Origin of the sequence: Parasphingopyxis sp. (genome assembly GCF_052168295.1) — a bacterium.
In the GTDB taxonomy this organism is placed as follows: domain Bacteria; phylum Pseudomonadota; class Alphaproteobacteria; order Sphingomonadales; family Sphingomonadaceae; genus Parasphingopyxis.
Map to the genome: position 1 here is coordinate 33,743 of NZ_JBQLZN010000067.1, position 15,734 is coordinate 49,476.

Sequence of the window (15,734 nt, forward strand, 5' to 3'; positions counted from 1 at the left end):
TAGCACCAGAGATAAGACCGTTAACCGATTCTAACTGGCTTGGCGCGATGCAACACCGGGGGGGTGAAGGATATGGCGCATAGCAGGCGCCGCACGGCGCTGCTGATTGGAACATGCCTGGCGGCAATCACACCGCCCGCCGCCGTGCAGGCCGAGGAAACGACGGCCGGAAACTGGCATCCCCATGCCGAGTTCGTCGTCAGGCCTGGGTCAGACGAATCGGGCGGTGGAGCGGAATTCTTCGTGCCGCTGGCCCAAAGCTACTCGAGCCTTCTTTTCGTTGACACCAGGGTCGGCACGACGACGCGGGCGGACTATTATTCGTCGATCGGCCTTGGCGTTCGGAGCATCGTTTCCGACGATGTCCTGATCGGCGGCTACGCATTTTTCGATATTACGCGCGAAGAGAATGACGAGACGCTCTATGGTGCGACGGTCGGAGCGGAACTGCTGACACCGGGCTTCGATTTCCGCACCAACTTCTATCTCCCCGCCAGCGACACCCGATTCCTGAGAACCGACACCGTCTCGTCCGGCAATCTCGTCGTGGACAACAACCAGTTGGTTGAACGCATCGATACCGTCAACTTCGACCTGGAAACGATGACCGGCGTCGATGCCGAAGCGGGCGTGCAGCTCTTCGGCGATGAGGAAAGCGGCCAGGAATTTCGCCTCTATGGCGGCGTCTACCATTTCTGGGATTCACAGGTCGACAACGTAACCGGCGGCCGCGCAAGAGCGGAATACCGCCTGCTCGACGCCTTCGGCATGTCCGGCGCGCAGTTCGCGGTCGGCGCGGAAGTCAGCGACGACAATCTGCGCGGCACCGAATTTACCGGCGAAGTCCGGCTGCGCATCCCGTTCGGCAGCAGCGAGCGTATCGCGGCTTCGCGCTCGCGCATGAACCCGATCCAGCATCGTATGGACGAACGCGTGCGCCGCCGCGCGACGATCCGCACGCAAGTCCGCCAGACGGCCGGGAGCTTCGATGTCGGCGTTCTCAACAACCTGACCGGGCAGGCGTTCGGCAACATCTTCTTCGTGGACGGGGCGAATACGCTCGGGACAGGCGATCCCGACGATCCGACGACGCTGCCCGATGCGGTCACCCGCTCGGGCAATAGCGGCATCATCGTCGGCGAGGGCGGCAATGGCGACATATTGACCGGCGGCGAAACGCTGATCGCCAACCAGCAGCTGCTCGGCGGCGGCACACCGTTGCAGGTGCGGCTGTCCGGTGGCCGCGTGCAGACTTTTGTCCTCGGGACGACCCCGGGTACGATCGCAAATACCGGGACCGCCGCGCCCACGCTGGCACTGGCCGACAACAATATCATCCGCAATCTGCTGTTCACCGGCGGCGCGACCGCCTTGTTCGGCGACGGTGCCAATGGCGTCGTCATCGACAATGTGATGATCTCGGGCGTCACCGGAATCGGCATCTCGCTCAACAATTCGTCCGCGACGATCGGCAATATCATGATCGGCGGCGGAGCCGGCGGTGCACTGTTCCTGTCAGGTGCCAGCACGCTGGCGCTGAGCAACGGCGTTTTCGCCTCAACCGGCAGTTTCGTAGTCGATCTCGGCGATTCTACGGTTACGGCGTTTTCCGACATCATGATCCTCGGCGGTAGTGGCGAGAGCGGCGGGATTACGGGCGACGGCACCATCTTCGACGCCGACCTTGCGACGGCGGGCATTCAGCAGGTCGCTGGCGGCGATCTCGTTATCGGCACGAGCCAGAACCGCGTCGGCGGCACCGGCCTGTTGCTGACCAATGCGTCCGGCGCGATCAGCTTCGACAGCGCGAGCATCTTTACCAATGGCAGCGGGCTGCCGGTCACGATCGTTCCAACCGCGCCCGCCGCGACGATCGCGCGCCAACAGGACGCGCAGCGCGCCGCAGTGACCGACGGACAGTCCTTGACGCACTCGCCAGCCAGTCGGGTCGCCGCAGTCTTCGCCGCACCCACGCCGGACACCGGTGCCGACGATGAGGAAGCCGAGAGCAGCCCATCGAACGAACCCGCATCACCGGCGATGATCGCCGAGAACGAACCGCATGCCGCCTCGCCCGCCGGAATGATCGTCGAAGAGGAACCACACGCTGCATCTCCGACGGGCATGATCGCTGAGAACGAACCGCATGGCGGCGCCGCTCCGGACGGCATGGCCGCAGAGGAAGCACCGCACGGCGCAACCGGCTCAGCCGCGATGATCGTCGAAAACGAAGCTCAATCGGGTGCCGCGCCCAGTGCGATGATTGCGGAAGAGGCGCCTCAGGCCGATGCCGCCCCCGATGGCATGACGGCCGAAGAAGCGCCGCAGGTTACCGGCTCGCTCGATCTTATCGTCGAAAATGCGCCGCAAGCGACTGCGCCGGCCGACATGATCGCCGAGAACCAGGCGCAGGCGGGCGCCGCTCCGGCTGGAATGGCTCCGGAAGACGCTCCGCACAACGCCGTTTCGCTCGATCTGATCGTCGAGGACACCCCATACGTTGCAGCACCGCCCGATTTCATCGCCGAAAATGAACCGCATTCGGCTGCCACGCCGGCGGGACTGACAGCAATCGATCTCGCGCCGAGCACTCCTGCATTGACGATGATCGTCGAAAATGCGCCGCAGCCGGAGCCGGTGACGATATTCGGAGACGGCGATGCCAGCGTGACCGCCCAGCGGGTTTCGATGGAGCCGGTTGCGGCAGGGCAAACCGCCTCGTCGCCTTCCGCCGCCGTCGCGCAACCGGCCGCGGCTGCGACCCCGCTCGCGGCGACGATCACGGTATCCGGCGCCGGCATCAATATCGACGGCAGCTCGTTCGATCTCAGCTTTGCAGGCCCGGTCACGGTGAACGCAATCGGCGGACCCGGCATCGCCTTCACCAATAGCCCCAATGGCAGCCTGACCCTTGCCGGCGGCGTCACCGTGACGAGCAATGACGGCGCGGGCATCCTTGCGGGCGACAGCGGCGCTCTGACGATCGCCGGCGGCAGCGTTTCGGCGACTGGCGGCTCAGGTGTCGCGCTCACCAATATATTAGCCGATATCACTTTGGCATCGCTCGACGTCGTCGGCAGCCCGGGTGCAGGCCTGATGCTCGATACAATATCCGGGAATTTCGAAGTTGCAGGCACGACCACTATACAGGGCGCGACTGCCGATGGCGTGTTCATCACCGATAGTACTGCGGATATCGCGCTGAACACACTGACTATAACGTCCACAGGGCGCGATGGCGTCCTCCTGAACGAGAATGACGGCGTAATAAGCGTGGGATCGACGACGTTGTCGCAAGGCATGGGCGCCGGGATCGAAATCACGCGGAACCGCGCGGGCATCACATTCGCCGATGTCGATATCAGCGATTATCTTGTTGACGGTCTTTTCGCCCAAGCCAACTCCGGTGCGCTGTCCTTCGGCGCCGTGACGTTGTCTGATATCAGCTTCTACGGGGTCTTGCTCGAGTCGAACAGCTCGGACATTTCGTTTGGGTCGGTCGATGTTCAGAGCGTCGACCAAGGCTTCCACGGACGCGACAATTCGGGCGACTTATCGCTTGGCAACGTGACGATCTCAGACGTTTCGGATCGCGCCCTGTGGCTGCGAGACGGTTCGGGAACGGTCACGGCGGATTCGATTTCAGCGAGCAATGCAAATGTTGGCGTTCAGGTTGACAGCTATGATGGGCAAATCAGTTTTGGCAACGTTGCCGCGCTCGGCACAAACACCACCGCGCTACTTATTTTCGGGAACGCTGCGCCGTTAACCTTAGGCGATGTCACTATATCACAGGCGAACGGCCAGGCGATTTTGTTCGCCAACAACGGCGGAGCGGTAACGCTTGGCGATACCTCCATTGGCGACGTCGCCGGCGACGCTATCACGATCGTTGGGACAAACGGCGATATCGTCTTTGGCGACACCGACATCACCGGACTGGGTAGCGGCACCGGCGTCGATGTGTCTTCGGCCTTGGGCAGCATCACCTTCGCGACTCTCAACATCACGGGAACTGGCGCGGCGGGTTCGGTCGGCATCGACATGGCCGGCTCGACCAACAGCGGCAGCATAATCACGACCGAAAGCGGCGACATTTCCGGTGTCGAGATCGGCGTCGATCTGACCGGCGCGAACATCACCGGCAATTTCCAATATGGCGACGGATCGAACACCGATGCCGATGGGGCGGCCTCGACGATCACCGCGACAACGCCGATCGTCTTCACCGGCCTCGGCGCGACCGGCGACTACAACTTCCTCGATGTCGTGCTGGTCGGCGATACCAGCGCGCTGTCTTCAGCGGCGGTCGACCTCTTCTTTATCGATACGACGCCGGGCGCGGGTACCGCGGCCGACCCGGGCACGATCGCGCAGGCGGAACTTTCCGGCGCCGATATCTTCGTGCTCGTCAATGACGGCAGCAACGGCGGGCTGGGAACGATCGACAGCGCCGGCTCAAACGGCGACGAGACCTTCCTGCTGACGCTGGGCCAGGATGTCTTCTCCTTCCTCAATCAGACCTCATTCGATGTCGTAAATGGCGGTCCGCCGAGCAATCTGCGCGTCAACGGCTTCACCTCCGGCGGCACGATCACGATCAACGACCCGACCGGCAATGGCGCACCCGAACTGCTTTCCACCACGGGCGACGCGCTGACGCTCGCTGGCGACAATCTGATCGACAACGTCCTGATCGCCGACAGCGCGGGCGCAAGCGTCGCCATCCCGTCGCTCACCGAAGATTCGACGATCACCAACAGCGATATCAGCTCGGTGCAGGTCACCGACGGCTCGGGCGATGTAACCATCACCAACAGCACTCTTGGCGCGCTCGGTATTTCCGGCGGCACGAGCGACGTTTCTCTTGTCAGCGTTACGCTGAACCAGGACGCCAACGCGGCGGCCATATCGGTGTCGAACGGCCATAGCGGCAGCCTTACCATAGATGCCGCCTCGCTCATCACTGCCAATAACGGCTCTGGCCTGCAGTTCTCGGATGCGAACGGCAGCTACGTCTTCAATGGCGCGATCGATCTGGCTGGGAGTGATGTTCAGTTAGCGATTGGCTATTCGTCGGTGCTGAGCGCCTTGCAGGGAGGGCCTTTCCAGTTTGCCGATTTGACCATTTCTACGCTGACGGCAGGCATATCAATCGCCGGGGCCCGTGGGGACATCGTTTTTGCAGGACCGGTCAATATAGACACTTCGGCCGGTGCTGGCCGAGGCGTCGACATCGATATCGGTACGACGCAAAGTGACATCAGGTTTACCGGCGGCCTCGGGGTCTCGTCCGGATCCGGTGAAGCCTTCTATGCCAATGCGGGCGGAACGCTTGTCATCAGCGGTTCTGGTAACACCCTGGCGAGCACGGGCAACTCCGCTCTGCGAGCGAACAGCTGGCGAAATCTGGATTTGCAGTTTGATAATCTGACCTCAGGCGGAGACCGGTGGGGCATACAAATCACGAGCAGCGGCGGACAAGTCGCGGTGACTGGACTAACGTCGCTCAGCAATAACTTGATTGCCGCTGAGCTCGTCGGCGGCACCGCAGACCTGACATTTGGTCAGCTTCAGATTTCCAATGCATCGAACACCGGGCTGCGCATAGGAAATATCAGCGGTACCATTGCTGCGACCGAAGTCGAAATATCCAATACCAGTTCGGCACTTCAGCTCAGCTTCAGCGGTGCAGATGTTCAGTTCGGTGATTTGACCATCGATACCGTCGATGAAGGGATTAGGGTTGATCGTTACGATGGGGCCTTCGAGGTTACCGGCGCTACGTCAATCGCTGGCGCAACCACAGCCGTTACGACCATAGCGGGCAGTGGCAGCGCAACTTTCAACATTCTTGAGATCACCAATTCTGACGTTGGATTATATGCCACGGCCAACTCTACGGCGTTCCAGATCGCAGATGCTCTGATCTCAGGTTCGGACATCACCATTACGATTGGCGAAACGCTTGATGCACCCATTTCATTCGATGCTCTCGAAATCCAACTGACCTCAGACAATAGCGTTGGTTTCGACCTGTCAGGTGCATTTGGCGGTTTTCCGGCGGTCCTGAATGCTGACATCACGATCACCGATTTCGACCTCACCTCGACAAGCGCAACTGGCACAATCGGCGTCGATCTTAGCGACGCAACGGGCACGGGTACGGTAACCATCGGCGATACATCGCTGCCCTTCTCCACCGGCGAAAGTGCGACGATCGACGGCGTCGCCACAGGCGTGGCGATCACCGACGCGTCCGACGTCATGTTCACTTTCGGCGACGGCGAAGAGGCAGTCGACCAGGCGTCCATCATCAACGCGACAGTTGCGATCGACGCAACCGGCGTTACCGGCGCGAACGGCAGCTTCAACTTCCTCGACGTCGATTTCGGCGGGGTCGATCCCGATGGCGCGGGTACAGAATTCGCCGTTCCCGACGTCTATTACTTCAGCGAAACGGCCAGCGGACTTGGGGACGGCTCTTCGGCGGCAAATGCCGGTACGGTCGCGGGTGCTGAGACGACGAGCGCGGACATACTGATCCCGGTCGGCGCGGCGGCGAACGCCATCGACGTCAGCAGCAGCAACGGCGACGCATCCAACGCGCTTGAACTGGACGACGCGCAGGATCTGCTCGGCTTTGCGGCGGGCGAGGACACCATCGATATCGGTTTCACCGCACCTGCCAACATACTGATCGGCGTGACCGCCGGCCAGGCCGCCAATGTCCACTCGGACGGCTCACCGGCGCTTACGCAATCGGCGGGCGCCGCCGAGAACATTCTTGTTCTCGCGAACGGCAACACGCTCGACAGTCTGCGCTTCGACGGATCGGGCGGCAGCTATGCCGATGCAATCGAAGGCAACGGCATCAACGGCCTGATGGCGACCGACATCATGATCGCCGGCGCCACGATCGGCATCGAAATCATAAATTCGACCGGTGCCTTCGCGTTCGACACGCTGACGATTGGTTCGCCTGCGGGCATCGGGCTCAGTCTTGCGGACAATACGGGCGGCGTCTTTACCTTCACCGGCCTTCTCGACATCGACGTTGGAGCCGGCGTCGGGTTCCTTTTCACCGGCGACGGCACGGTCGACATTCAGGACGGCGCGGATATCGATGTCACCACCGGCACCGGCATCTTCATGCAGAGCACCGGCTCGCTTTCCATCGCGGATGGCCTGACGATCGACAGCGGTGCCGGCTCCGGCCTGCGCAGCGCTGGCGGCGGCACGGTCAACATCACCGGCACCGGCAATACAGTAACCGTGACCACCGGCGGGGCAATCGAGCTGGACGGCGTTACGGCAAATATCACCTTCGACAGCCTCGCTGCGACCGCCGGTGGCGTCATCGTCGGCAACACCAGCGGCAGCTTCACGGTCACCGGAACGACAATAATCACCAATGCGGCCGCACACGGAATCGACCTGTTCGACAGCAGCGCCGCCTTCACCTTCGGCGATGTCACGGTCAACACCACGACAGACAACGGCATCCGCCTGGAAAATCTGACTGGTACGACCAGCTTCACCGGCACGACCAGTGTCACCGATGCGGGCGACGACGGCATCGATCTCAACGGCACGCTAACCGATGTCAGCTTCGCCACGGTCACCATCACCGGTGGCGTGGATGATGGGATCGATATGTCGAGCGTCGCCGGCACAGTCGCCTTCAACGGCCCGACGACGATCAACACGCCCGGCGAAATGGGTGTCGAGATCACTGACGGTAGCGGCACCTATACCTTCACCGGCCTGACGGTGAACGATGCGGTGATAGACGGCGTCAGCATCTACGATACCGACGCGAACGTGACGTTCACCAATCTGGTCGTCGACGACGCCGGGGAGAACGGGTTCTATGCCGAGGACGATGATCTTGTCGGCCTCGTCACGATCACCGGCACGAGCACGATCGACGATACGGCCGATGAGGGCATATTGCTGGTCGACGGCAATTACGCCCTGCGCGGTATCACCATCGGCGGAACGAGCGCCGTAGGCCTTGACGGCATTGCGCTGGTCAACTCGCCCGGCTTCGAGCTGGTCGTCGCGCTGAGCGATATCACCGTCGTCGATGTCCTCGATCCGCTCGCGGTCGGGATTTACGGCGAAGAGTTCGGCGACGGCTTCTACATCACCCAATTCTCGAACATCACGGTCGACAGCCAGCAGGATGGCGGCATCCTGCTGACCGGCGTGATCTTCGACGCCAATCCGTTCGACGGCGATATTATCGACGACACGGTCGCGGGCGGCACGCTGAATGTCGGCCAGAATACGACGCTGGCAGGCTATGGCGTCGATATCTTCCCGGCGGCGGGCGACATCGCCTTCGACGCGGTGAATATCTCCTCGACCGGCGACGCGCTGTCGATCCTGGGCAGCGGCACATTCAACCCCGCAGCCTACGACATAGCCGATACACCGCCACAGCCCGACGCGGGCCTGAATTTGGCGATTGCCGGCGGCGTGATCGAATCGACGGCGGGACAAGGCGTTGTACTGGCCGATCTGACTGTGGATATCACCCTCGGCAGCATTACCGCGGGTGGCGGTAATTACGGCATCCAACTGGCCGAAGCGTTTGTCAGCGAAGGCGTGGAGGGCACGTTCGACGTTACCGGTGCGGTGAATATCACAGGTGTTTCTACGCACGGAATTTCGATCACCGACAGCTCCGTCGCGGCGAGCTTCGGTGGCTTGGTGACCATAGACAATACGGGCTTTAACTCGGCCGGCATCGAAATTGCCGACACTACCGGCTCGCTGAGCTTCACAGGCAGTCTCGATATCACGCTTGGCACCGGTTCGGGAATCGCCGCGATCGACATTTCCAATACGGTCGGCGGGCCGATCTCCATTGCCGATCTAGACATCACTCTGGCCGGCGACAATCAGACCGGCCTCTCACTCAACGGCGCGACACTCGGCGACTCGCTCACCATCACCGATTTCGACCTGACGTCTACGAGCAGCAGCGGCACTATCGGCATCGATATGCGCGGGCTGACCGGCACCGACGTCACGGTCGGCGACACTTCCGCGCCGTTCGCCAGCGGGCAGGATGCGACCATTGCGGGCGTCGCGACCGGCGTGATCTATGACGACGCGGCCAATGTCGCCTTTATCTTCGGCGACAGCGAGGCGACCGAGGATGTCGGCAGCTCCATTGCCGCGACGACCGCGATCGACTTTACCAACGATACCGGCGCCACCGGTACCTACAATTTCCTCGACACCATCTTCCCGACCGCCGGCAGCACGAGCAATCTCGAGGTCAATGCGGACGTCTACTATATCGACGCCCAGGGCGACGGCGACGGCAGCCGCGCCAATCCGGGTAACTTCGCGGGCGCGCCGGCAACCCCCGATACCGTCATCATATTGGTCGATCAGACCGGCAGCGAAGTCATCGACCTCGCAGCGGCGGCGCAGGGCAGCGTCAACGGCTTCACGCTCAACGACGAACAGGTGCTCGCCAGCTTCCTCAACGGCGATATCGACCTTGCCGATTATGGCTTCATGGGCGGCACGCCGGCGAACCTGCTGGTGACAGGCGTCAGCGGCGATACGCTCATCACCGACCCCGGCTCGGGCGCGCCCGACCTCACAACCTCGAACGGCGGGTCGGACGTAATTGTCCTCGCCGACGGCTCGACGACGATCATCGACGGCGTCAGCATCACCGCGACGACGGGGGCGGGGGACGGCATCTTTGGCGACGCGTTTACCAGCACAACGATTACCAACTCGGCGATCGCCGGCACGCAAGACGGCCTTTCCTTCAATTGGGCCAATGACGGGGCGGCGACGACTGCCACCGTCACGCTCGACGGCGTTACGGTGTCGGGCGGCAGCGAGGGGCTGTTCAGCCGCGTCAATACCGGCGACGACATTACGATCACGGCGACCAATTCGACCTTCACGAGCACGGGCGCGGCCGGATTCGTGACTCTCACCGGGACCGGTGGTGTTCATACGGTGGGCCTGAGCAACCTCACCGTCGACACCAGCAGCGGCGGCGGAGCGCTCACGATGGTCGGCTCCGCGTCGTCCGACGCGCTCTTCATCACCCGGTTCGAGGATATCACGGTCGACAATGCCGGCATTGCGGCGATCACCATCAGCAACGCGATCTTCGATGCCGATCCCTCCGATGCCGACTTTACCGGCGATACCGTTGCGGGCGGCACGCTGTCGATCGGCCAGGGCGGCTCGGCTACCGGCGCCGGGCTGGTGCTCAACGACGCCGCGGGCGATCTTGCCTTCGACGATATCCAGATCACCACTGCCGGAACCGGGCTCGATGTGAGCGGTACGGCCAGCTTCAACGGCGGCGCAGGCACCGGCTTCCGCCTCGCCACGACGACAGGCACGATCAACTCGACCGGCTCCTCGGGCATCCTGTTCGATCCGTTCACCGCCGATATCACGCTCGCCAGCGTCAGCTCGGGCGGCGGCGCCAACAATATCCTGATCGACCAGATCGACGGCAGCGTAACGATCGCTGGCGGTGCGCTTTCCGGCAGCACCGGCGACGCCTTCCGGATCGTCGATTCGAGTGCCAATATCAGCTTCGGCGGCACGATCGACAACGGCCTTAGCCGCGCCGTGTTCATCAACAACTACACGAGCGGCACCGCGACCTTCTCCGGCGCAATCACCAACAGCGGTGTTGGCACCGGAATTCTGATCGGCGGTACGAATACGGGCAGTACGGTCAACTTCACCGGCGGCCTGTCGCTGGCCACAACCGGTGGCGCAACGATCTTCGATGCCTCTGGCGGCGTGACACTGAACGTCACCGGCACCAATGCGGTCACCAGCGCGGCAACGGCCCGAATCCTCGATTGGAACGGCGTGAATATCGGCGCATTGGGCGCTACCTTTAGCAGCCTGACCGGCAATGGGACGATCGCTGGCACCGCAATCAGCCTCAACAATGTCGATGGCAACTTCTTCCAGCCCAATAGCGTTGCCATTCAGGATACAAGCGCGGGTGATGCGATTTTCGTGGGGGGCGGATCCAGCGCGTTCTTCAACTTCGGATTGGTTGATATCAACGGCGCGGCCGATGATGGCATCGATATTGACGGATCGGGCAATGGCACAGTGAGCTTTGCGAGCTCTTCAATCGACGGTGCTGGAGATGCGGGTATCGAAATCAGCGATAATTCCGGCACTGTTTTTATCAACGCGACCGTTGGAGCGCTTGACGATCCGAACGGCAATGCAGTCGATATCAACGGCGGCAGCGGAAATATTACAATCAACGCAGACGTCACCAAGGGCGGTGCAACGACCGGTGACGTTTATGAGATCGCGAACAGGTCTGGGGGAACAGTCACGATCCAGGGCTCTTTGTTCAGTTCGGGTGTCTCAGGTGGCATCGACATCGACAATTCGACCGGCGGCGCGGCGATCAGCGTCTCGGGCAACATCAACTTTACCGGCCTGGGCGGCATCGATGTCAGTCAGACCAGCAGCACCGGCACCACGACCTTCTCGGGCAGCAGGATCGTCCTCAATACCGGCGCGGTTTCTGCGGTCAGCCTGAGCACTGCCGCAGGCCACACGATCAACTTCACCAATGGCGGGCTCGATATCGACACCACCAGCGCCACGGGCCTGGTGATGACCGGCGGCGGAACGCTCAACATCACCGGCGTCGGCCACACGATCGATTCCACCGGCGCCAGCGCGATCGATATCGACGATGGCGGCGCCGCGACGGTCGTCGGCCTGCAAGGGATCACGGCTTCCGGCGGCGGCGGCCTGGCGGTCATCGACATAAACGGATCGGGCGCCGGCAGCGTCACGATCACCGCGCTCGACGACCTCACCATCAGCTCGACCGGCAACGAAGATGGCGGGATCGCCGTCGAAACCGCGACCTTCGACGCCGATCCGGGCACCGGCGGCATTCAGACGGCGGCAGGCGGCGATACCGCGATCGGGACCTCGCTCGCCCGCGTTCAGGGCGACGGGATGCGGCTCAACAACGTGATCGGCGCGATCGGCTTCGGCGATCTCGACATCTTCAACAACAATGGCACCGGCCTTTTCATCCGCGATGCCGGCGGCAAGGGCGGCAGCTTCGCCTTCTCCAACACATCGGGCACGGTCGACACGACGAACGGCACCGCGCTCGATATCGATCCGGTGACGATGGGATCGGTATTCGACAGCGTTACGGCAAGCGGCGGCGTCAACGGCGTGCTGCTCGATACGATCGCCGGCACGCTGACGATCAATGGCGGCGCGATATCGAACACCAGCGGCAATGCCTTCGACATCAACAATTCGACCGCCGATATCACCTATGCCGGCACGATCACCAACACCGCGGGCCGCGCCGTCGAAGTGACAAACCAGTCGGCCGGCACGATCACCTTCTCGGGCGCGATCGACGAGGACGGTTTGGGCCTCTCGCTCGTCAACAACACCGGCGCGACGATCAACTTTACCGGCGGGCTCGACATAGACGACGCCGGCTTCTTCGCCAGCGCCGGCGGGACTCTCAATATTACCGGCGCCGGCAATGTGATCAGCCAGAGCATATCGGGCGCCAACATGCTCAATCTAAACGGCGTCACCATCGGCAGCAGCGGGATCAGTTTCGCCTCGCTGATCCGGACAAACAATAGCGGCTTTGCCGGGATCAGGCTGGCGAATGTGGACGGCGGCACATTGACCATCGACACGGTCGATATCGCCGGCACGACCGGCTTCGGCTCCGAAACGGCAATCGTTATTCAGAATAACGATGCGACGCTGAATTTCGGCTCGGTAACCGTGCGTGACGCCACCGCCCGAGGCATCGACATTTCCGATTCAAGCGGCAGCGCCGGGCTCGGCAGCATCACCTTCGGCACCGTCGATTTGCGCGCGGCCATTAACGGTGACGGCTTGATCGTTGTGGGCGACACCTCTCCGATAACGATCAACGGCGGCACGATCAGAGCCGGTTCCTCGCCGGTGCGTATCATTGGCGGCAGCCAGACGATATCCATCGCCGCAGCGATCGAGAATGCCAGCGGCAGTTTCCTGTCTGAAGTCACGGGGCGGACCGGCGGCACGGTGACCTTCTCGGGCAATCTCAGCGCCACCGGCGGCCAGCATCTCAACGTTCACGACAATAGCGGCGGCACGACGACCTTCTCGGGAACCAGCAAGGTGCTCAACACGAGCGCCAATGCGGCCGTATCGCTGACCAACAATACCGGCCACACGATTAACTTCACCAATGGCGGGCTCGATATCGACACCACCAGCGGCACCGGTTTCACGGCGACCGGCGGCGGTACTGTGACGGTTAGCGGAACGGGCAACACGATCACGTCGGGGACCGGCACGGCGCTCAATATCGCAGACACGACAATTGGTGCCGCGGGCGCCACCTTCCAAAGCATCAGCGCCAACGGCGCCCCCAACGGCATCGTGCTGAGCAGCACAGGCTCGGCCGGGTTCTTCACGGTGACGGGGGATGGCGCGACCATCAGCACGCGGGGCGGAAACGGTTCGGGCGGGACGATTACCGGCACGACCGGAACGGGAATCTCGATCACCGATGCTGCGAACATCACCCTGCTCAACATGAACGTGACCAACGCAGGCACACATGGCGTATCGCTCGTACGCGTCGAAGATGTGACGATGAACGGGATCACGCTGACCGGCAACGGCAACGCCAATCAGGAACATGGCGTCTATATCGAAGACGCGACCGGAAATTACAGTTTCGACCACCTCAGCGCCTCGGGCAATTTCGACGCCCATATCCGCGTGCTCCAGAGCACCAACGGCACGACGCTCGATTCCTTCCTCGTCGACGACAGCCTTTTCCAGAACGTCACCACCGGCTTCTTCGAGGACGGCATCATCTTCGAAATGCTGACCGGCACGACGACCACCGCGATGACCTTCCAGAACAGCACCTTCGCCAACCATGACGGCGATCACATCCAGGTCGCCTCGAACGGTTCGGCGGTGATCGGCAATCTGACGATCAGCGGCAACACGATGACCGGCACAGCGACCAATCTCGGCGCCGGTATCACGGTCAATTCGGCGGGCAGCTTTTCCGGATCGGTCGATTTCATCATCTCCAACAACAATATCCAGAAGGGCAATGGCGCTTCGACCAGCATCAACGTGAATATCGGCACCTCAACCGCCGCCGGCAGCTACACAGGCACGATCAGCGGCAATACGATCGGCACCGGCGGCGTTGCGGACTCGGCGGGCGACACGGGCATTGCGGTCGAGGTCAACCAGAATGCGACGATGACAGTCTTGATCGACAACAACACGATCAACTCGTTCGACAATATCGGCATCGATATCGGCGCCGTTGATGGGACAGGAACGCTGAACGCCACCGTGACCACAAACACCGTTTCATCGACAGACATCAATGCTTTCGCGGCGCTGTTCGTCGATGCACAGACAAACAATACGGTCTGCCTCGATGCGGGCGGTACAAGCTTGGAGAACACATTGAGCGCGTCGGCAGGGTTCACCGATGTTGCTTTCCAGACCGGCGGCGCGGGCGTGATCAACCTCGAAGGATATGGCGGCGCGGCCAACAGCCAGGCGCAAATCCAAACCTTTATTCAAGGTCGTAACAATGGATCACCGGGAGTGCAGCTGAATATCGGCGGTGGGCCGGTGCAAGGCGGTGGCGCCTGCCCGACCCCATAAGACCGTTACGGTGGCAAGCAGCACTTTGCGCGTCGTTCAGGCATCCGCGGCAGCGCTGTCTGCAGCGAACAACGGCATCACCGTCGACAACCAGGCGCCGGGGGCGACGTTCGGATCGAGCAGCTGCTTCTAGAGTGGCGGCGCGGGCTCGATAGCGAAGCCTTCCAATGTAGGATTTGTCCGGCCAGCCTTGGCGGGCCGAGTCTCTCCTTGGACGCGACCCCGGCTCTTTGACTCCGTCCGTTCCTCCGATGCCCGCCGCCGACCCGGCGCACCCTTTCGCTTTCAGGGCATGTGAGCCATGTGAAGTTCCGCATTGCGGAGACTCCCGGCGCGCAACGCTACGTGTTTCACCTGTCGCATTGCTGAAACAATATTGCGCGGCAGCACCGAACAGGCCCGCCGCCGCACGGATGGGTGCCCTGCGTCAACAGCCCGTCAAGCAGCTGTCAACTTAAGCCCTGGCCGCAATCGCCAGGGCGAGCCCCGAGGGGCCAGCATCGCCCGGGCGGCGGACCATCGCGTGCGTGCCGAGCCGGCAGGTGGCGGAGAGGGTGGGATTCGAATTTGTTAACTAAGATACTGTTTTCTAATCATTTCATGTGAGCTTTCCTGTGGAAGTACCATGAAAAACGCCACAAAAGATTTGTTTTGGCTAACCTGTTCAAACTGGGCCAAGAATCCTCGTTGCCGGAGAATGGTTGCAAATGCTCGCAGTTCGAAAACGCCGGCGTCACCTCCGACTGATCGACGCTCAAATTGAGATGCTACCAGATCACTGAAAACTGCGCGGGGCGAAATCCATAACCTCGAATTTGAATATTTTTACATGGCGCGATCCTCAATTCAGGAGGCAAGTTAGTTCGCCGGCGAAAGCGTTCGCGATCGGTGAAGGCTGCAGCTCTTGCGACGATGTCCCTCATTTCGGGCGTCATCCTCTTTCGTTCGGTGGGTACGGGTATCGGATGCGTGGCGGCACCGTCTAGGGAGCACAAACCCTACTTCATCGTCGGATA

Annotated in this window: 1 protein-coding gene; it reads left to right on the plus strand. The window is 61.8% G+C overall.

Translation table 11 applies throughout. The features are described from left to right. Nucleotides 1-72: 72 nt before the first annotated feature. Nucleotides 73-14,718, plus strand: a complete 14,646-nt coding sequence (locus ACTS1Z_RS11090) for an inverse autotransporter beta domain-containing protein (protein ID WP_442624527.1) — start codon at nt 73-75, stop codon at nt 14,716-14,718. Nucleotides 14,719-15,734 lie beyond the last annotated feature (1,016 nt).